The organism is Streptomyces sp. NPDC006544 (genome assembly GCF_040611715.1).
In the GTDB taxonomy this organism is placed as follows: domain Bacteria; phylum Actinomycetota; class Actinomycetes; order Streptomycetales; family Streptomycetaceae; genus Streptomyces.
This window is the reverse complement of the sequence record NZ_JBEXOV010000047.1, coordinates 45,913-60,825: the sequence shown is the minus strand read 5'-3', so window position 1 is coordinate 60,825 and position 14,913 is coordinate 45,913. Positions and strand designations below refer to the sequence as shown.

At 69.9% G+C, this 14,913-nt stretch carries 32 protein-coding genes; all 32 read right to left on the bottom strand.

Annotation, left to right across the window (positions count from 1 at the left end; all coding sequences use genetic code 11):
* Positions 1-121: 121 nt before the first annotated feature.
* The 32 genes from ABZY44_RS21950 to ABZY44_RS21795 all read right to left on the bottom strand — a co-directional run bounded on the left by ABZY44_RS21950 (position 122) and on the right by ABZY44_RS21795 (position 14,847).
* The gene (locus ABZY44_RS21950) at positions 122-892 is read right to left on the bottom strand and encodes a GntR family transcriptional regulator (protein ID WP_356656303.1); all 771 of its coding nucleotides are present in this window, start codon (positions 890-892) and stop codon (positions 122-124) included.
* Positions 893-997: 105 nt separating this feature from the next.
* Positions 998-1,606: a hypothetical protein gene (locus ABZY44_RS21945; RefSeq protein WP_356656301.1), complete on the bottom strand. Its 609-nt coding sequence runs from the start codon at positions 1,604-1,606 to the stop codon at positions 998-1,000.
* A 44-nt stretch (positions 1,607-1,650) separates the two neighbouring features.
* A complete protein-coding gene (locus ABZY44_RS21940; RefSeq protein ID WP_356656299.1) occupies positions 1,651-1,848 on the bottom strand; it encodes a hypothetical protein in 198 nt (65 codons plus the stop codon).
* Positions 1,845-2,459: a DUF6221 family protein gene (locus ABZY44_RS21935; RefSeq protein WP_356656297.1), complete on the bottom strand. Its 615-nt coding sequence runs from the start codon at positions 2,457-2,459 to the stop codon at positions 1,845-1,847. Before ABZY44_RS21935 ends, ABZY44_RS21940 begins: the two co-directional genes overlap by 4 nt.
* Positions 2,452-3,180: a hypothetical protein gene (locus ABZY44_RS21930; protein ID WP_356656295.1), complete on the bottom strand. Its 729-nt coding sequence runs from the start codon at positions 3,178-3,180 to the stop codon at positions 2,452-2,454. The genes ABZY44_RS21935 and ABZY44_RS21930 overlap by 8 nt, the downstream gene beginning before the upstream one ends.
* The gene (locus ABZY44_RS21925) at positions 3,177-3,368 is read right to left on the bottom strand and encodes a hypothetical protein (RefSeq protein WP_356656293.1); all 192 of its coding nucleotides are present in this window, start codon (positions 3,366-3,368) and stop codon (positions 3,177-3,179) included. The genes ABZY44_RS21930 and ABZY44_RS21925 overlap by 4 nt, the downstream gene beginning before the upstream one ends.
* Positions 3,365-3,544 carry a hypothetical protein gene (locus tag ABZY44_RS21920; protein WP_356656291.1) on the bottom strand — a complete coding sequence of 60 codons (180 nt, stop codon included), beginning with the start codon at positions 3,542-3,544 and terminating at the stop codon, positions 3,365-3,367. The genes ABZY44_RS21925 and ABZY44_RS21920 overlap by 4 nt, the downstream gene beginning before the upstream one ends.
* Before the next feature lie 110 nt (positions 3,545-3,654).
* The gene (locus tag ABZY44_RS21915; protein WP_356656289.1) at positions 3,655-3,909 is read right to left on the bottom strand and encodes a helix-turn-helix transcriptional regulator; all 255 of its coding nucleotides are present in this window, start codon (positions 3,907-3,909) and stop codon (positions 3,655-3,657) included.
* Positions 3,906-4,109, bottom strand: a complete 204-nt coding sequence (locus ABZY44_RS21910) for a hypothetical protein (protein ID WP_356656287.1) — start codon at positions 4,107-4,109, stop codon at positions 3,906-3,908. The genes ABZY44_RS21915 and ABZY44_RS21910 overlap by 4 nt, the downstream gene beginning before the upstream one ends.
* Positions 4,110-4,186: 77 nt before the next feature.
* Entirely contained in the window at positions 4,187-4,456 is a 270-nt protein-coding gene (locus ABZY44_RS21905; RefSeq protein ID WP_356656285.1) for a hypothetical protein, read from the bottom strand.
* Positions 4,453-4,710, bottom strand: coding sequence for a hypothetical protein (locus ABZY44_RS21900; RefSeq protein ID WP_356656283.1), 258 nt, complete (start codon positions 4,708-4,710; stop codon positions 4,453-4,455). Before ABZY44_RS21900 ends, ABZY44_RS21905 begins: the two co-directional genes overlap by 4 nt.
* Positions 4,710-4,967, bottom strand: a complete 258-nt coding sequence (locus tag ABZY44_RS21895) for a hypothetical protein (RefSeq protein WP_356656281.1) — start codon at positions 4,965-4,967, stop codon at positions 4,710-4,712. Before ABZY44_RS21895 ends, ABZY44_RS21900 begins: the two co-directional genes overlap by 1 nt.
* A gap of 196 nt (positions 4,968-5,163) precedes the next feature.
* Positions 5,164-5,610 (bottom strand): hypothetical protein, encoded by a 447-nt coding sequence (locus ABZY44_RS21890; RefSeq protein WP_356656279.1) that lies wholly within the window; start codon positions 5,608-5,610, stop codon positions 5,164-5,166.
* Positions 5,607-5,876: a hypothetical protein gene (locus ABZY44_RS21885; RefSeq protein WP_356656277.1), complete on the bottom strand. Its 270-nt coding sequence runs from the start codon at positions 5,874-5,876 to the stop codon at positions 5,607-5,609. Before ABZY44_RS21885 ends, ABZY44_RS21890 begins: the two co-directional genes overlap by 4 nt.
* A complete protein-coding gene (locus tag ABZY44_RS21880; protein WP_356656275.1) occupies positions 5,873-6,187 on the bottom strand; it encodes a hypothetical protein in 315 nt (104 codons plus the stop codon). Before ABZY44_RS21880 ends, ABZY44_RS21885 begins: the two co-directional genes overlap by 4 nt.
* Positions 6,184-7,554, bottom strand: a complete 1,371-nt coding sequence (locus tag ABZY44_RS21875) for a replicative DNA helicase (RefSeq protein WP_356656273.1) — start codon at positions 7,552-7,554, stop codon at positions 6,184-6,186. Before ABZY44_RS21875 ends, ABZY44_RS21880 begins: the two co-directional genes overlap by 4 nt.
* Positions 7,551-8,174 (bottom strand): DnaA/Hda family protein, encoded by a 624-nt coding sequence (locus ABZY44_RS21870; protein WP_356656271.1) that lies wholly within the window; start codon positions 8,172-8,174, stop codon positions 7,551-7,553. The genes ABZY44_RS21875 and ABZY44_RS21870 overlap by 4 nt, the downstream gene beginning before the upstream one ends.
* The gene (locus ABZY44_RS21865) at positions 8,155-9,258 is read right to left on the bottom strand and encodes a hypothetical protein (RefSeq protein WP_356656269.1); all 1,104 of its coding nucleotides are present in this window, start codon (positions 9,256-9,258) and stop codon (positions 8,155-8,157) included. Before ABZY44_RS21865 ends, ABZY44_RS21870 begins: the two co-directional genes overlap by 20 nt.
* 39 nt (positions 9,259-9,297) lie before the next feature.
* Positions 9,298-9,555, bottom strand: coding sequence for a WhiB family transcriptional regulator (locus tag ABZY44_RS21860; protein WP_356656267.1), 258 nt, complete (start codon positions 9,553-9,555; stop codon positions 9,298-9,300).
* Entirely contained in the window at positions 9,552-9,947 is a 396-nt protein-coding gene (locus ABZY44_RS21855) for a WhiB family transcriptional regulator (RefSeq protein WP_356656265.1), read from the bottom strand. The genes ABZY44_RS21860 and ABZY44_RS21855 overlap by 4 nt, the downstream gene beginning before the upstream one ends.
* Positions 9,944-10,225, bottom strand: a complete 282-nt coding sequence (locus ABZY44_RS21850) for a hypothetical protein (protein WP_356656263.1) — start codon at positions 10,223-10,225, stop codon at positions 9,944-9,946. The genes ABZY44_RS21855 and ABZY44_RS21850 overlap by 4 nt, the downstream gene beginning before the upstream one ends.
* Positions 10,222-10,566 carry a hypothetical protein gene (locus ABZY44_RS21845; RefSeq protein ID WP_356656261.1) on the bottom strand — a complete coding sequence of 115 codons (345 nt, stop codon included), beginning with the start codon at positions 10,564-10,566 and terminating at the stop codon, positions 10,222-10,224. Before ABZY44_RS21845 ends, ABZY44_RS21850 begins: the two co-directional genes overlap by 4 nt.
* A gap of 70 nt (positions 10,567-10,636) precedes the next feature.
* Entirely contained in the window at positions 10,637-11,266 is a 630-nt protein-coding gene (locus ABZY44_RS21840; RefSeq protein WP_356656259.1) for a hypothetical protein, read from the bottom strand.
* A complete protein-coding gene (locus ABZY44_RS21835) occupies positions 11,263-12,321 on the bottom strand; it encodes a recombinase RecT (protein WP_356656257.1) in 1,059 nt (352 codons plus the stop codon). Before ABZY44_RS21835 ends, ABZY44_RS21840 begins: the two co-directional genes overlap by 4 nt.
* Before the next feature lie 115 nt (positions 12,322-12,436).
* Complete coding sequence (locus ABZY44_RS21830; RefSeq protein WP_356656255.1) at positions 12,437-12,805, bottom strand: hypothetical protein; 369 nt, start codon at positions 12,803-12,805, stop codon at positions 12,437-12,439.
* On the bottom strand, positions 12,805-13,083 hold the full coding sequence (locus tag ABZY44_RS21825) for a hypothetical protein (RefSeq protein ID WP_356656253.1): 279 nt from the start codon (positions 13,081-13,083) through the stop codon (positions 12,805-12,807). Before ABZY44_RS21825 ends, ABZY44_RS21830 begins: the two co-directional genes overlap by 1 nt.
* Positions 13,080-13,502, bottom strand: a complete 423-nt coding sequence (locus ABZY44_RS21820; RefSeq protein ID WP_356656251.1) for a hypothetical protein — start codon at positions 13,500-13,502, stop codon at positions 13,080-13,082. Before ABZY44_RS21820 ends, ABZY44_RS21825 begins: the two co-directional genes overlap by 4 nt.
* Positions 13,492-13,674, bottom strand: coding sequence for a hypothetical protein (locus tag ABZY44_RS21815; protein WP_356656249.1), 183 nt, complete (start codon positions 13,672-13,674; stop codon positions 13,492-13,494). The genes ABZY44_RS21820 and ABZY44_RS21815 overlap by 11 nt, the downstream gene beginning before the upstream one ends.
* 97 nt (positions 13,675-13,771) lie before the next feature.
* On the bottom strand, positions 13,772-13,957 hold the full coding sequence (locus ABZY44_RS21810; RefSeq protein WP_356656247.1) for a hypothetical protein: 186 nt from the start codon (positions 13,955-13,957) through the stop codon (positions 13,772-13,774).
* Positions 13,954-14,307 (bottom strand): hypothetical protein, encoded by a 354-nt coding sequence (locus ABZY44_RS21805; RefSeq protein WP_356656245.1) that lies wholly within the window; start codon positions 14,305-14,307, stop codon positions 13,954-13,956. The genes ABZY44_RS21810 and ABZY44_RS21805 overlap by 4 nt, the downstream gene beginning before the upstream one ends.
* Positions 14,304-14,564, bottom strand: coding sequence for a hypothetical protein (locus tag ABZY44_RS21800; RefSeq protein ID WP_356656243.1), 261 nt, complete (start codon positions 14,562-14,564; stop codon positions 14,304-14,306). Before ABZY44_RS21800 ends, ABZY44_RS21805 begins: the two co-directional genes overlap by 4 nt.
* A complete protein-coding gene (locus tag ABZY44_RS21795; RefSeq protein WP_356656241.1) occupies positions 14,557-14,847 on the bottom strand; it encodes a hypothetical protein in 291 nt (96 codons plus the stop codon). Before ABZY44_RS21795 ends, ABZY44_RS21800 begins: the two co-directional genes overlap by 8 nt.
* Positions 14,848-14,913 lie beyond the last annotated feature (66 nt).

Below are 14,913 nucleotides of genomic sequence, written 5' to 3'. Positions count from 1 at the left end.
AGACGCTCGACTGGGAAACCCCAGCCGAGCGCCTCGCTAAGCTCCTCACAACAGCCGCATGACCAGCGGTGTTGCCACGACCCCTTGAATTCGCCGTAGGCGGGGGCAATGGGTGCGCAGGTCAGGCAGGGAAGTCGTACACCAGTAGGTATCGAGACGCGTCCAGAATCATTCGGTTCACTTCGACGACCCGGTCGCGCGCGTCGTAGGCGTACCGGGTGAGCTCGACAACCGGAGCCGTGGCCGCGATCGACAGGTCGGCCATCTCGTCGGCTCGCGGCATCCGACACCGGACCTCCTCTCGGAAGCGAACCGGGCCATGGCCACCTTCGGCGAGCCGAGCGTAAATACCTCCCGGACCGGTATCAGTTCGAGTGATCGCCGTACCGCGGGCCAGGTCTTCGGGAATGAAGGAGGTCGCCCGCATGACAGGCACCCGGTCGACTAGGTAGCGGCGGGTGCGCGTCACGATCAACTCGCCCCGCTCGACACCGAGCGCGCGCGCCGCATCCGGATCCTCACCGACAGGTAGGTGCTCCATCCGCACGTCGGTGGGCTCAAGCTTGCGGTCGTCGATGTCGACGTCCCACATCGACTTGCCCTGCCCCCACTGCTCTGCGGACAGCCGCTTGAGCGCGTTGCGGACGATGGGCTGCCACTGGCCGGCGAGGACGTAGACGCCTTTGCCGTGGCGGGCTTCGGTGAGGCCTTCGGTGGCGAGGATGCCGATAGCGCTGCGGATGGTGAGGCGAGCCGCGTCGTACTCGATCATGAGTTGGGCTTCGGATGGAAGCTTGACTCCGGGCGCGTAGGCCCCGCTCTCGATCTTGTCGCGTAGGTCGTCGGCGATCTGCTTGTAGCGAGGCGGCTGCCCCTTTGGTGCTCTCGGCACAGCTCTCCTCCCGGACGGCTTATCTGTAGAAGCGTAGCTCGTACAGTTAAGCGCAGGTCAGAGGGTCATGCATATGCCCCGCCGCCTCTCGGCGACGGGGCTTGCTCATGCCGCGCTTCGTTCCGCCATGGGCAACCGCAGCACTTCGGCGTGCCCGTACTGCGTCTCGCATCCGGGGCACCTCGCCCCTGGCGTGTCCAGCGTGACGCGGAGGATGGTGCCGCAGGGGCAGGCGACGCCGATGCGGCGAGCCGGCCGGTCGCCGGTGATCAGCCGTCGCGCCTGGCCAGCTATCTGCCGGATCTCGTCCGCGAACTCCTTGGCCGCGCCGTGACTGTCGCAGATCCAGGCGAGCTGGGTCTGGAGGAAGGCGGCGGATCCGGCGACGTCCTGCTCGACGCTGCCGCGGAAGGGCCGCAGCTCCCAGTCGAGGGTGTCGCGAATGTCGTCTTCCCAGCTGGTGAGGATGCCCTGCAGGCCGCCGCGTGCCCGGAGATCGAGGGCGTCGAGGTTGCACGGGAGGGGTGCGGTGCGCGTGCCGCCGCGGCTCTGGTCTCCGCGGCGGCCGGGCTCGAGGGCGTCGCCGAGCTGCCGGTAGAGGGCGGGGAGTTCGGCGAGGTCTTCGTAGACGTGCTGCCGGCAGCTGGCGTGGACGGTGTCGCGGGCGGGCTTGTAGCAGAGGGTGCAGGGCCAGGACTGCGGGGTCTCCATCACGGCTGTGCTCCTTGTGCGGGCGATACGGGCGGGTCTCAAGCGGGCTAGCGGGCGTTCCAGTTGTCGAGGCCCCAGGCGATGGCGGTGGCGACGGTCATGAGGATGGCGAGGCTGATCCAGACGGCCGCGACGGCGAGCCATCCGCCGCCCGAGTCGTGGTAGGCGCCGACGGAGACGCCGACGGCGAGAGCGAGGAGGGCCGTGACGGCGGTGCAGCGGGCGACAAAACGTCTGGCAGTCACGGCCGGGCCTTCCAGTTGGGTCCGCGGAGTGCGGCGGGGACGGCGGAGGTGGGGTTCGTCGGCCGTATGAGGTCATCGAGGCGGCGGAAGTAGGCGTCCATCTGGTCGGCCCAGCTCTTGTAGAGGTTGACTGGCCGTTCCGGCTCGGGTCGGTCGAGGGCAGCTCGCTCGCCGTCCGTGAGCCCGTACCCCTCGGCGAGGGCGAGCAGGGTTTCGCAGTCGTCGGTGTGGTCGATGAGGTAGCCGGTGTCGTCTGAGCCGCAGCCGCGGCAGGCGTACTGGTCCCAGCTGTCGCCGCCGGCGTAGCTGTGGATCTCGAGGATCCGTCGGTCTGCGGCGCAGCGGCGGAGGACGGCGGCCGGGTCGTTGGCGGCGACGTGAATGCCGGTCGGGGCGGTCATGCAGAGCATGTCGGCGCCTTCGCAGTCCCAGAGTGGAATTCCGTCGCTGGCGAATACCATGCCGGCCCCGTGAGCGTGGCCGCGCCCGTCGGTACATGCCGCTTCGTCGTGTTCCGCCCGCCAGGGGCTCGGGTCCGCGGCCTCTGCTCGCTGGGCGCGCCCCTCGACGGCGTCGATCTGCTGGCTGATCCAGTCGTGGAGGTCAGGCATCGGGGGCATCCACGGCGATGGCGTGGATGGGTGATCCGCAGACGTGCGGCTCATCGGCGGTGTGGCCGCGGATCCAGGTGCGGCATCCGTCGCAGTAGTCCCAGCCTTCGGCGGCCATCTCGTTGTAGCGATACGGAGTTCCATCCTCATGTTCCGGCCTGAAGAGCGACTGCTCGGCTGGCCGTCCGAGTTCGGCCCGGAGTCGCTGGATGGTCTTCTCGTGCGCCATCCGAAAGCAGGTCCCGGCCCGCATGCCTGCGTCGATGATCTGGGCGGCCCGCTCGAGGCGCTCCGCTGCGGTGGCGTGAGTCCACGTCCACAGCCATTCGGCGGGCGACAGGTTGGCGTAGGCACCGGCGGGTTCTTCCTCGCCTGCGTGAAGGTCGGCGAGCTCGTCCCGCAGTCGGTCGATCTCTTTGGCCTGCCGGTCGATCTGCTGCTGGAGCTGCCGTTCGGATTCGCGGCTGGCGGCGGCGTCCTTGCGGGAGCGGTCGCGCTGCTCGTCGAGGAGCTGCTGGATGCGGACCGCCCGCCGCTGGCTGGCCTCGAGCTCGGCGTCGACGCCGGCCTGGCTGGCGGCGTGCTCCTCGCGCCACAACTGGATGAAGGCCGGGCCGGGCTGCCAGCCGCGGACCTTGAAGGCGTCGAGATGGCGGTCGTAGTCGGCCAGGCGGTGGGGGCAGTCGGCGGCTATCGCGGCACGAAGCTGGTCGGGGGTCATCGCTGCTCCTGGGGTTCGTAGTCGTCGACGCTGCCGACGGTGATCGTCTTCCGGTAGGCGCGCGGCTGGTCGGTCGACTCGGGTTCGGCGGTGTCGCAGGGTTCCGCCTCCCAGCCGGGCCGCCAGAGGTCTTCCTCGGTACGGAGTGAGGCGTAGGGGTTACCCCTGCCGCCGGGCTGGACGGTCACGGCGTCGCCTCGAGGGCCGCGGTCCGGTCCCGGTGGCGGTCGGCGGCGGTCTCGCCGGAGAAGGTGCGGTGGCATCCGTCGGCGGCGCAGTGGCTGCGGCTGATGCCGGTCCACCAGGCGCCGCAGGAGCAGGCGGCTGCACCGGCCGGACGGGTGGGGTTCTCGGGGTGGGTCATTGTTGCCTCGTCTCGCTGTTGGGTGCCGCATCTGGCGGCCTGGGGGCGGGAAGTTGGAGTCGGAGACCTAGGCGGGGGTCGAACCGCTCAGGGACTTGACGTGCGGGTAACTAAGCAGCCTCCTGGCGCCGCAGGATCTCCGGGATGGCGATGTCGCCCATGTCGAGCACCCCCAGCCGCAGCGCTACCGCCACGGCCTGGGCCCGGTCGGCCGCACCGAGACGCCGGTACGCGGCGACCAGAACCTCGGCGACCGAGTTCGAAGTGACCCCCAGCCAGTGCGCTATCGCCGCGTTCGTGTTCCCGTTCGCTGCCAGCAGCAGAACCTCCCGCTGCCGGCGGGTCAGGACAGGACGGGCGGTCATGACTCGGCCCCGTCGAGGCAGTCGGCCCACAGGACGCCGTAGCCGTAGTCGTCGGTGTGGGTGTCGCAGCCGTCACCGGCAGGCGTGTCGAGGCAGATCCAGATCTCGCCGCCGGGCGCGTGCCGGGGGTGGTCGCCGTCAGTGCCGTGGGGGCAGCCGCTGGTGCCGGCCTCGGCGTAGAACGGGATGGGCTTGTGCATCACGGGCTCCTCGGGATGGTGGGATGCTTCGGGGTGGCTGGCCCCCTCGGTTGCGACGAGGGGGCCAGCCGTCTGCGTCACGGGGTGGGGCGGGCGTCGTGGTCGTCGGTGGGCTGCCAGCCGCTGAGGTTGCGGTCCGGGTAGAGGACCTGCATGGCGGCGATGAGCGCGATGGGGTCGGGGGCGCCCAACTCCTCGGCGCTGGCGCCGGCGTCGTCCAGCCAGTTGGCGAACGCGTTGACCACTGCCGCGGGGAGAGTCACGGTCGTGACGCCGGGCCGGAAGGCTTCCTCGCGGAGTACGTCGGCGGCGGCCTGGAAGTCGGCGACAGGCGTGGGGAGGGTCATGTGGCGTCCTTTCGGGCCTCGGGGGTGGCGCCGACGTACCGGTAGCCGGTGCTGATGGGCCGGAAGCGGTCGAGGCGGATCCGGGTCCGGCGGCCGGGCTTGGCCTGGGCGTGGCTGACTCCGCGCGGTGTGACGAGTTCGACGACGGCGTGCGTGCCGGTGATCTCGACGATGCGAACCTTCCTGCCGTAGCCGCGGGAGTCGTTGTCCTGCCAGATCTGATCGACGGCGGGGACGGGGGTCTGCTGAGGCATCAGGCAGCCTCGCCGTCACGCGGTGCGATGCCGAGGTCGACGGCCGTAGGGCAGGGCCAGGCGACGGCGGTGATGATGAACCCGGCGTCGTCGTCGTAGGGCGAGCACTCCTTGCAGACCTGCCGGGGCGTGAGGTGCGAGCAGTTCTCGACGGCTTCGTTGTCGTAGCCGTCGGCGGTGAGGTACTCCGCGCAGTCGCGTTCGACGCAGCGGATGGCGCCGCTGTAGACGGTGATGGGCTCGTGCTGCTCGGTCATGTCGTGGCCTTTCGGGGTCGGCGTGATGCCTGTCGGCGGGCGGGGATGGGCTGGTGCCATTCGGTGCCGTCGAGGGCTTCCTCGAGGGCGGTGTGGTGTTGGTGCTGCTCGTCGCGGCTCCAGGCGGATGACGCGGGTCGGCGGGCGGCGGCGAGTTCGGCTCGGCGGTGGGCCTGCTGGGCGGGAGTCCAGGCGCTCACCCCTCGGCCTCGACGGCGTAGGTGACCGTCTCCCGGACGATCCGCCGAGCAACGGGCGTCTTGTCGTCGCGCCACTTCGGGGCGATCTGCTGGGCCTGTGCCAGCCGCTGGCGGGCCGCCTCGAGGCTGGGCAGTGCCGAGCTGGGCGCCCATTCGTTGGCGATCGGGTCCAGGGTCTCGACGCGCCACTTGCTGTGGCTGGCCTGGGGAGGCTGCTCGGCCTCGGCGTGGGCGTTGGCGAAGCAGGCTTCGCAGTGACGGTCTCCGCAGGGCTGCCCCTTGCCGTGGGCCGCCGCGATGCGTTCCAGCTCGGCCCGGATGGCGGGGTCCTTCACGATGCCGTCAGCGATCCAGAAGGCCAGCTTCCAGGTGTCGACGCTGAGGTTGATCTCCTGGGCGAGGAGGTGCTTGAGGCGATCGTCGGCGGGCGGGTAGTCGCTCATGCGGCCATCTCCTTTCGCTTCGGTGTAGCGGGCGTCGTGGACGGGGCACTGCACGCCGTCGTGGTGGCATGGGGTGCCGGGTGCGGTGGCCATGCGGCTTCCTGGTGGTCGGCGTAGGCGGAGTCGATCCGCTCGGTAATCCACTGCTGGGAGCACCGGGGGCACTCGTAGCCGTAGCGGGTGCGTTGACCGCGGCGGCGAATGATGGCGGGGGCTATGTCCCGCTCGAGGCAGTTGGGGCAGCTGTCGGTGTCCTTCGCGCTCATGCGGTTCCTCCAGGCGTGCATCCGGGGCAGGGGCATTTGGTGCTTGCGGCGGGTCGGTCGGCGAGGAGCCAGCGGCGGTAGTCGGTAAGGGCCGCGTCGATCTGCGGGCCGGACGGCGGAGCGACCGGTGTGGGGCGGCTGGCTCCGGTGGGCCAGGCACCGGGGTGGGCGACGTGGACGGTCTCCGGTGCGGGGGCTGTCGTCCGCTGCTTCGGGACGGCCGGGGTGAGGCCGGCGGCCATCAGCAGCAGGGCGACGAGATCGCCTTCTTCGCGGGCGGCTGCGATGTCCTCGGGCGTCAGGTCGGTCATGTGTTCGCCATGTCAACAAAACGGCCATAGTGGCCCTGGAACGCGGTGGTGATGGTGGACGTGGCCCCGCCGCGGTGCTTGCCGACGATGAAGTCCGCCTCGCCGGCCCGCGGGGATTCCTTCTCGTAGGCGTCGGGGCGGTGGAGCAGGATCACGATGTCGGCGTCCTGCTCGATCGCCCCGGACTCGCGAAGGTCGGAGACCTGCGGGACTTTCTCTTGTCGCTGCTCGGGCCCGCGGTTCAGCTGGGCCAGGACGACCACGGTGATCTGGAACTCCTTGGCCAGGAGCTTCAGCTGGCGGGACATCTCGGAGACGGCGATCTGACGGGACTCGGCCTTGGGCGCCTGCATCAGCTGCAGGTAGTCCACGATGACGAGCCGCAGGCCGGCCGTGCGGACCAGGTTCCGGACGCGGGCCCGCAGCATCGGCATCGAGAGGGTCGCTCCATCGTTGATGTACAGCGGGGCGGCAGAGACGGCAGGGGCGTGGCGGGCCATGCGCTGGATGTCGTCGTCGGTGGCCACGCCAAGCTTCATGTGATGCAGAGCCACGCGGGCCTCGGCGGAGACGATGCTGCGGCCGAGCTCGTTGGCGCTCATCTCGAGGGACTCGAAGAGCGTCGGGATGCCGTGCTGGATCGCGGCAGCCCTGGCGAACCCGAGAGCGGCGGTCGTCTTGCCCATGGCCGGCCGGGCGCCGATCACGATCAGCTGGCCGGGCGCGAATCCGCCGGAGAGCAGGCTGTCGAGGTCCATGAATCCGGTCGGGATTCGGTCGTCGTTGGTGGGCGGGGTGGTGGCGTCGGTGAGGACTTCCTCGAGGAGGGTTCCGACGAGACGGGTCTCGTCCTGGGCGCCGGTCCGGACGACGTCGTCGAGGGCGGACTGGATCGCGGCGACGTCGTCGTCGGCGTTGAAGGTTGCCGAGCGGGCTCGTGCGCCGGCGTCCGCTCCGACCATGGCGAGGCGGGAGGCGACGGCCTTCTCGGTGATCCGGGCGGCGTACCAGTCGGCGGATCCGTGCTGGGCGTGGGCGTACAGCTCGCCGAGTTCGTCCTGGTTGAGCGGCACGGTAGGGATGCGGCCCTCGGCCCGCCACGCTTGAAGCTTGCGGTCGACGGCGATGTACCGGATGTCGCCGCCCTTGAAGCTGGCGCGGAGTTCCTCGACGGCGTACCAGACCCAGCGGTACTGGTCCCTGGTGAAGTCGGCCGGGTCGAAGCCCTGCATGGCGAGTTCGTCGACAACGTCCGGGCGGGCCATGGCGGTCGCGGCGAGGATCATCTCGGCGTCGATGTCGCCGTGCGGAACCGCGACGTCGGCGCCGGGCTCGTCGACGGGGGCGTCCCACAGGTCGCTGCTCACGCGGCACCGCCCTGGCGGCGGTCGCTGCCGGCGAGGTGGACGACGCCGCCGCGGAAGATCTCCGCAGCCCGCGAGGTGACCCGCTCGCCGACGATGTGGCTGATCTGATTGGGCTTGACGTCGCTGGTGACCAGGACGGGCAGCCGGTTCACGTATCGCTCGTCGAAGATCTCGTACAGCCGTTCCTGGGTCCAGCCGGACGGGGAGACTCGGGCGGCGGCCAGATCGTCGATGTAGAGCAGGCTCGCGGTCTGCAGGTCCCGCATCAGCTTCTTCGGGGTGCCGCCCTCACTGTCGGGGCGGAGCGCGTCGAAGAGCGCGGTCGAGCGCCAGGTCTGCACGACCGGTGTCCCGCGATAGTCGCCGGCGAACTGCGCAGCAACCCAACGACGGGCGGCCCGCCATGCCGTGTGCGTCTTGCCCACCCCGAGCGGACCCCAGACGAAGAGGCTTGTCGGCGCCTCCGGCTCGCAGTCGGCCCACGCCTCGACGTCGGCGTACAGGTCGATCTCGGTGGCGTACAGGGCGGGGATGCGGTCCTGGAAGGCGGCGACGGCTTGGTCTCGGCGCTCGTTGCGCCAGGAGTCCATCGGGCTGTCGTCAGGCGAAGTGGGATGCATCTTCGATCTCCTCGTTGGTCATGTGGCGGGGGGTGGTGGCCGGGCCGGCTTGGACGCGGCCTCGCTTCGCCTGGAGGCGCAAGGTGTCGTACTGCTTGCGGAGCTTCGGCATCGAGAGGACGTTCGCTCGCCAGAAGTCATTGGCCTGAGACCAGCGGATGGCCCCCAGGACGTCTTCGAACGGAACGGCGTCCTTGTCGATCAGAAGGCGGGCCGCGTCTCGCCACTCCCTCGTGACGGCTGGACGACGGGAGCCGTTTTCTTCGATCAGATCGGCGAGCAGCGAGCAGGCCTGCTCGACGTCGGTCCGGAGTTCAGTGATCGTCGCGCCGAGCGGCTCTGCCGCCTCGGAGAGTCCATCCCCGTCGGACGGCAAGAGGTCCGGCTCCTCAGCCCCCCACATGTCTTCTAGGGGGCTGGGGTTAGGGGCAGGGGTAGGGGCAGGGGCAGGGGAATGCGCGGGTGATGCGGGCGCGCGCCCGCGCGTAGAGGCTCTCGGACCCCCTTCGGTAGGGGTATCGGAGGGGGTTCCCGAGGGGGGTGCAGAGGGGGTTCCCGATCCCCCTTCCGAGGGGGATGCGGGAGGCCCGGCGAAGGCATTGCGAAGGGTCTGGATGTGATCGCGTACCTGCTGTCGGTTGGAGGGCCCGGGACCGGTGCGGGTCTTGGTCGGCTCGTCGCTCAGCTCGTCGAGCGGGATGCGGTCCATCTCGGCGAGCACCGCCTGCTGCAGCCGCTTCGAGGAGATCTCGAGGGCGCCAGATACTGCGGCGCCCATCACCTTCGGCATCCGCCAGACGCCGTCGTTGCGGATGAACGAGCGGATCAGGAGCTCCTCGGTGTCCTCGTCCATGACGATGAACCGGCGAAAGTCCAGTGTCTGGAGGAGCTTTTCGAGGTCGGCCGAGGTAAGGCCTCGCGCCTTGCGTGCCCAGCGGCGCAGAGTGAGGTCCAGCAGCCCGGCGTGGTTCAGGTTCGGCTGAGAGATCAGGAACAGATACAGCCGCTGTTCGACCGGTTCGAGGTCGAGGAAATCACCGTCCTCCCAGATGCTGGTGAGGATTCGGCCGTGGCCACGTGCCATGGTGTGGTCTTCTCTCTGGCTGGTGCGGGTGGTGGTCGGCTAGGCCGCGGTGCGAAGTGCCGCGCGTTCCTGGGGTGTGAGTCCGCCCCAGATCCCGCCGCGGTTGTACCGATCGGCGTGACCTTCGCGTTCGAGGGCCAGGCGCAGGCATTCCTCGCGGACCGGGCACAGGCGGATGCAAATGCCCTTGGCGGCTTCTTCGGCCGCGGCGAGTTCGGCGCCGCGGCCCTGCGGGTGGAAGATCTCGATGCCGACGTTTCGGCAGACGGCCAGGTCTTCCCACGGCTGCGTGGTCATGCCGCCACCCCCATGTCCCGCTGCTGGGCGGCGATGCGGCGGACACGCCAGACGTGGTCTTTGGTGCAGTGGAACCGTTCGGCGATGACGTGCGCCTCGAGGTCGGGGAGCGCGAGGATCTGATCGCGGAGTGCTGCCGCCCTTCGAGTGCGTTCGGGGGTCCGGTCGGCGTCGTGCGCTTCCCGTTCCGAGGTGCCCTGACCGGCCCATACGCCGTGGCGGTACTTGCGGCTGACGGTTCCTTCGTGGGTGTCGGCGAACTCTTTGCAGAGGTCGCGGACGGGGCACCAGCCGCATGCGATTTTGGCTTCGGCGGCGTCGTCTTCGTTGAACCACGCGTCGGGGTCCATTCGCGCGCAGAGCGCTTTGCTCATCCAGTCAAAGCGGATCACTGGTCTTCCTCCGTCCGGCGGGTCTGGGTGGGGATGGTGTTGCGGGGGTGGCACGGGGTTCGGAGCCAGGCTTCGAGGAGGGCGACTTCGCGCTGCTTGCGGCGGCCGGCTGCGTCTTCGGCGACGTCGGCTTCGGTGTGGCGGACGGCGGCTCGGGCGCTGGCCTGGAAGCGGCGGGTGGTGCGGGGCTTGTGCCAGGCGTCCCAGCCGTAGGTGGCGGCGAGGAGGAGGCTCACGGCGCCGGCGAGGCAGCTGCCGACGGTCGCCCAGGCGCTCATGCCGCTTGCTCCCGCCGTGCGGCTGCGGTACCTCGCCACGTCCTCACCCCTGAGTGGTGGACCGACGGCCGCGGGGAGGTCGTCCATCCGGCGGTCCGCGTGTAGCCGTCCTCCTTCAGCCGTGTCGCCAGACGCCCCCACATGTGACTGTCGGGTGGTTCGGGAAGGCGGTGCTCGTCGGCTATCTCAGCGAACGTCCAGGTGCGGTCCGTGGCTGCGATGGCGGCGTAGACGGGCCAGACTTCGGCGAGCCAGGTGTCGTAGTCCTCAGCTCGGCGGGCCGCGGCGGTGGTCTTGGGGGTGGGGATGGTGCCGTCGAGGGCGGGCTGGATGGGAGTCATGACTGCTCCTCGCTGTGGGACTCTGGGGGTGGGGCCGCTGCCGATTTCGGCGGCAGCGGCCCCGTTGCCGCTACGGAACGGGCCGGGCGCAGGCGTCGCAGAGGGCGTCGGGACCGGTGCCGGTGAACGGGCCGTCCTCGCCCTGGCAGCGGGAGCAGCGGATCGGCTCGGACTCTTCGGGCAGTTCCGGCAACACGACCGCGGTCAGATGCCCGGCCTGCCAGGCCGCGGTGATCGCTTCTTTGCCGGCCTTGGCGAACCGCACGGAGTGGCCGCGGGCTCGGGTCGCCTTGACCTCGACTCCGGGGACTGCGTCGATGACGCCGGTCTCCTTGTCGCAGATCTCCGGCCGGCCGACCGCCGTCATCTGCGCCAGCACAGCCGCTCGGTACGCGGGGCGGACCTCGGTGATGACCTCGACGCGACGAACGACTTCGCTGGGCGCTGCCTCCCGAACCCAGGCGAGGAATGCGTCCGAATCGGTGACGACGGCTTCGGGCTTGGGGTCCGTAAGGCAGATCTTCGCTACCTCGGTGCCGTCGGGAAGGGTGGCGGCGACCTGCTTGATGCTGGGCGACGCGTCCAGCGCCACCTGCATGTCGGCCCGGACCCCCTTCAGGCGATCGCTGACGGTGTCGAGGAGGGCCTTGAGGTAGGACTCCTCGGATGCGAGCTGGGCGAGTTCGGCGAGGTCGCTCATGCGGCTGCACCGCCGAGGAGCTGCGTCATCTCGGTGAGCTGCTGTACGCCGGCCTGGGCGATGGGGAGGCCGTAGGACTGCTCGAAGTCGGCGTCGAGGGTGTCGAGTCCGACCTTGGAGGCGGTGGCCCGAAGCTGCTGCTCGGCCGCACTGACGGGGTCGTCCACGATCTCGGCTTCGATGACGGCGTCCGTGCTGGTCTCCTGGGCCGGAGCGGCAAGCTCCTTGCCGCGGGCGATCAGGTAGGCGCCGAGCTCCAGCAGTTCGCGGTCGACGGTCTTAACCGTCTCTCCGAGAAGTCCGGCGGCAGCCGCCTCTCGGTAGATCTCCTGTACAGCGGCTCGGTCGGTGGCCGCGGCAGCGGTGTCGGTGAAGTCCTGCGCAGGCTGTGATCGCCCGTGGACTGCCACGTTGCCCTGAGGCGTCGGGGTCGCCCACGGATCGGCCTCGCCCGGCTGGACGGTCCGCAGGTGACGTTCCGGCGTCGGGTTGTCGGCCTGTGCCATCTCCTCAGCCGTGTACACGCCGGCCAGGTCGTGAGGGAACGCCTTCCGCAAGGCCAACGCCTCACCGCACTTGGCGATCTGTCCGGCGGGCATCTTCGCCTGCACGTACTCGGAGAACCGGGCTACGGCGGAGAACCTGGCTCCGTTGCGGATCACGGTCACCTTCACGGCTGCCGGAGGCGCGTCGTCGAGCCAGACGTCCCGCCAGTTGCCGGACTTGTCGCACCACAGGGTGTCCTCGTAGCCGTAGCTGCCGCCCATCTGTGCGGTCACCCGCTGAGCGATGACGCGGTAGCCGTCGATGCCGGTCTGAGGGGTGAAGACGGTGCGGCCGGCGCGCCGGTCCTTGCGGCCGATCAGGTAGATCTGGCGGGAGAACGGGTCGAGGCCTGTGCGCTGGCAGAGGTGGAGGAAGCCGGCGAGTTCAGCGTTGGTGGCCTCTTCGCTGATGCCGGACTGCCGCAGGACGGCCGCCTGTTCGGCGGTCCAGACGGTCTGTTCGGGGCGGATGGCGAGGCTGCCGCCTGCCGTGGTGAGTTCGGTGCTCATGGCACTCGCTTTCGAATTCAGGGTGTCGTCGGCCGCGGGCGGGCGTTGGTCGCCCGTCCGGGGCTGTGGTTGGGTCGTCCGCCGTCGGCCGTTGGTCATCCGGCGGCGGACGGGATCAGAGGCTCGGGCTGGCGAGCGGCGAGAGGTGCAGCGGCAGGACGACGACCGGGAGGGGCTGCGTTTCCGTGACCGCCGGGTGCTGACTGAGGTCGGAGACGGATAGGGCGTTGGCAAGCGCGGACGTCAGTGCGGTCACTTCGGCTTCCAGCTCCTTGACCCGCCGCGTGGCCTCGACCGCCTGCTCCTCAGCTACATAGCAGCGGCTGGCCTTCACGGCAGCCTGGGCAAGCTGGACGAGCAGCCAGTAGATGAGGAGCAGCAGCACGTCCTTCTGGGCACGCAACCGCAAGACCTCGTCGGCGGCACGGTGCCGGCCGTTGCCGCGAGTGCGCTGGCGGACCCGGTCTATGACGGGGTGGCTCATCAGGCTGCCGCCTTCCGGTGCACGCACTGGCCGAGGAAGCAGGGCTGCGCTTGCTGCCGCCACTGCTCGCGGGTGAGGAGCCGGATCGTGTAGCCCTGGCGGACATCGCGATCGCGGTCCCGGGCTCGGGGAGCGAACTCTCGGTGGGCCTGCTCCGGGGTGGCTGCCGCGTGGCCGACCATCGAGCCGTAAGCGCAGCCGCTCTTGTCGACGCGGACCCAGAAGCAGTCGGTGAGCGGCACGGTCTGGCCGTCGATTTCGACGAGGAGGCGACTCATGCGGGGACTCCCGCCTGGTCGTCACTGAGGTCGACCTCGTCGGCGAGGAGTCCGGCGATCTGCTCGTCCCGCTCGGCGAGCAGCGACTGGAGGCGGACCACCTCCGCCTCGGCTGTCCTCGTCCAGCCCTGCCACAGCTCGCGGTCCGCGACCACGCGGAGGATGCCCTCGCCGTAGGCGGCGGCCCTCTCGCGGGCGGACGTCCAGGCCAGGCCCATCCGGGTCAGCTGCTCGCGGAGGGCGATGACCTCGTTGTGGTCGGCGACGATGCGGGCGGCGACCTCGGGGATCGCGGTGTCGGCCACGTACTGAATGTCGTCGCCCATGCCGGTCACGATCATGCAGGGGCAGTTTTCGCGGAACCCGTCGTTGCACTCCACGACGCGCCACGTAGCGGTCAGGCGGGGGTCAGCGTCCATCGGAGATACCTGCCTTGATGACACGCAGGGCCTCGATGAACTCCTCCAGACGGTTGAGCGGAATGTGTCCGTCGGCTTGGAGCCAGATCACGGGGCCGTCGTAGGCGTCAGTCAGGGCGTCGCCTGTGATGACCGAACCGTTGGGGCAGGTGTACTTGAAGCTGCGGCTCATCGGGTCTCCCAAGTCTGGATGTGGCGCCCGAGGGCGAGGAGCAGGAGCGAGGCGGCGGCGGCGAGGCCGGTCAGCCAACGGGCACGGCGGAGGGTCATCACGCCACCGCCTTCTGCTGGAAGTGACGGAGCCGGTTGAAGCGGATGTGCACGGCCTCGATCGCGTCCAGGTACTCGGCGATCGTCCACGGCTTGAAGCCGGCAGCCCTGCGGGCGAACTCGTCCTCGACGGTGATCAGCGCGACCGTCTCCTGATCCGCGAGCTGCGGCATCGGGGCGGTCATGCCGCCCACTCCTCAGCCGCGCGGGCCATGGCCTGCATGACCTCGCCGGGGGTCCGGTCCGCGTTGTCGTTCCAGTCCGCGATCCGCTCGATCGGGTCGTCGTCGACCACGCTGGAGGTGATTGCCCGGGCGAGGGTCTTCGCTGCCTCATACGCGTCGACACCGAATACGCCAGGCATTTCGGGGATGGGCTCACCCTCGGCAGCGATCAGGATCGCGCCCAGGGCGCAGACGGGACGCTCGTTCTCGGGAGTGTGACCCTCGGGAGAGTGATAGCCGCCCTTGAAGTGGCCGTTGCGGCGCAGGATCTCCACCGCGTCGGCGAGGATCACAGCCGGGGACTTGTTCACGACTGGCCTCCGACGGTGAGGTACGGGCTGTACGGGACGGCCGGGTCGTCGAGCTGGTGGTGCCACTCGAGGTCGAGGCCGTGTGCCACGTAGTCACCGGGAGCCTTCTTGGCCTTGGCGGCGACCTCAGCCAAGTGCTGGGCGGCGGCAGCCTGGCGGACCAGCTCCTCCACGGACGGCGTGTACCGGCCGTCCGACGGGCGGGGCATTTCGGCGACGGCCGGGGACGACGTGTCGAGCGGGAGGAGGTCAGCCACGGGACTCACCGCCGCCGATGAGGCGGTACAGGGCCGACACGGCGTCGGACACGCCCTCGTTGTAGGGGCTGCGCTCCGCAATCGCGTCCTGCTCTTCGTACTCGGCGTTGGCAGCCTTGACGGCCTCGGCCAGCACCTCGACGCGGTGGCGGGACAGGAAGCCTCGGGCGACGACGTGCGCCGCGTTCGGCGAGAGACCGGCAACTTCGAAGACAGCCAGCAGGTCGTCCAGCGAGCTCGCGGGGTTGGTGGGGGCCGGATCACCGGCGATGATGTCAGACACGGGTCCTCTTCTCCTTGCATGTAGGTGCAGGTGAGGGGCGGATCGATAGGCCCTGGCCGGCCGGGG

What these genes read in the sequence shown, in the direction of transcription:
- ABZY44_RS21810 (WP_356656247.1), bottom strand. Translation starts at nt 13,957, where the DNA reads ATGACCGCCCCGATGCCGCAGCTCGCGGATCAGGAGACGGTCGCGCTG.
- ABZY44_RS21890 (WP_356656279.1), bottom strand. Translation starts at nt 5,610, where the DNA reads ATGAGCGACTACCCGCCCGCCGACGATCGCCTCAAGCACCTCCTCGCC.
- ABZY44_RS21910 (WP_356656287.1), bottom strand. Translation starts at nt 4,109, where the DNA reads ATGCACAAGCCCATCCCGTTCTACGCCGAGGCCGGCACCAGCGGCTGC.
- ABZY44_RS21820 (WP_356656251.1), bottom strand. Translation starts at nt 13,502, where the DNA reads ATGGACGCTGACCCCCGCCTGACCGCTACGTGGCGCGTCGTGGAGTGC.
- ABZY44_RS21935 (WP_356656297.1), bottom strand. Translation starts at nt 2,459, where the DNA reads ATGCCTGACCTCCACGACTGGATCAGCCAGCAGATCGACGCCGTCGAG.
- ABZY44_RS21830 (WP_356656255.1), bottom strand. Translation starts at nt 12,805, where the DNA reads ATGAGCCACCCCGTCATAGACCGGGTCCGCCAGCGCACTCGCGGCAAC.
- ABZY44_RS21880 (WP_356656275.1), bottom strand. Translation starts at nt 6,187, where the DNA reads ATGACCGACCTGACGCCCGAGGACATCGCAGCCGCCCGCGAAGAAGGC.
- ABZY44_RS21915 (WP_356656289.1), bottom strand. Translation starts at nt 3,909, where the DNA reads ATGACCGCCCGTCCTGTCCTGACCCGCCGGCAGCGGGAGGTTCTGCTG.
- ABZY44_RS21850 (WP_356656263.1), bottom strand. Translation starts at nt 10,225, where the DNA reads ATGAGCGCCTGGGCGACCGTCGGCAGCTGCCTCGCCGGCGCCGTGAGC.
- ABZY44_RS21895 (WP_356656281.1), bottom strand. Translation starts at nt 4,967, where the DNA reads ATGACCGAGCAGCACGAGCCCATCACCGTCTACAGCGGCGCCATCCGC.
- ABZY44_RS21845 (WP_356656261.1), bottom strand. Translation starts at nt 10,566, where the DNA reads ATGACTCCCATCCAGCCCGCCCTCGACGGCACCATCCCCACCCCCAAG.
- ABZY44_RS21865 (WP_356656269.1), bottom strand. Translation starts at nt 9,258, where the DNA reads ATGGCACGTGGCCACGGCCGAATCCTCACCAGCATCTGGGAGGACGGT.
- ABZY44_RS21835 (WP_356656257.1), bottom strand. Translation starts at nt 12,321, where the DNA reads ATGAGCACCGAACTCACCACGGCAGGCGGCAGCCTCGCCATCCGCCCC.
- ABZY44_RS21900 (WP_356656283.1), bottom strand. Translation starts at nt 4,710, where the DNA reads ATGCCTCAGCAGACCCCCGTCCCCGCCGTCGATCAGATCTGGCAGGAC.
- ABZY44_RS21825 (WP_356656253.1), bottom strand. Translation starts at nt 13,083, where the DNA reads ATGAGTCGCCTCCTCGTCGAAATCGACGGCCAGACCGTGCCGCTCACC.
- ABZY44_RS21860 (WP_356656267.1), bottom strand. Translation starts at nt 9,555, where the DNA reads ATGACCACGCAGCCGTGGGAAGACCTGGCCGTCTGCCGAAACGTCGGC.
- ABZY44_RS21840 (WP_356656259.1), bottom strand. Translation starts at nt 11,266, where the DNA reads ATGAGCGACCTCGCCGAACTCGCCCAGCTCGCATCCGAGGAGTCCTAC.
- ABZY44_RS21920 (WP_356656291.1), bottom strand. Translation starts at nt 3,544, where the DNA reads ATGACCCACCCCGAGAACCCCACCCGTCCGGCCGGTGCAGCCGCCTGC.
- ABZY44_RS21905 (WP_356656285.1), bottom strand. Translation starts at nt 4,456, where the DNA reads ATGACCCTCCCCACGCCTGTCGCCGACTTCCAGGCCGCCGCCGACGTA.
- ABZY44_RS21870 (WP_356656271.1), bottom strand. Translation starts at nt 8,174, where the DNA reads ATGCATCCCACTTCGCCTGACGACAGCCCGATGGACTCCTGGCGCAAC.
- ABZY44_RS21930 (WP_356656295.1), bottom strand. Translation starts at nt 3,180, where the DNA reads ATGACCCCCGACCAGCTTCGTGCCGCGATAGCCGCCGACTGCCCCCAC.
- ABZY44_RS21885 (WP_356656277.1), bottom strand. Translation starts at nt 5,876, where the DNA reads ATGAGCGCGAAGGACACCGACAGCTGCCCCAACTGCCTCGAGCGGGAC.
- ABZY44_RS21815 (WP_356656249.1), bottom strand. Translation starts at nt 13,674, where the DNA reads ATGAGCCGCAGCTTCAAGTACACCTGCCCCAACGGTTCGGTCATCACA.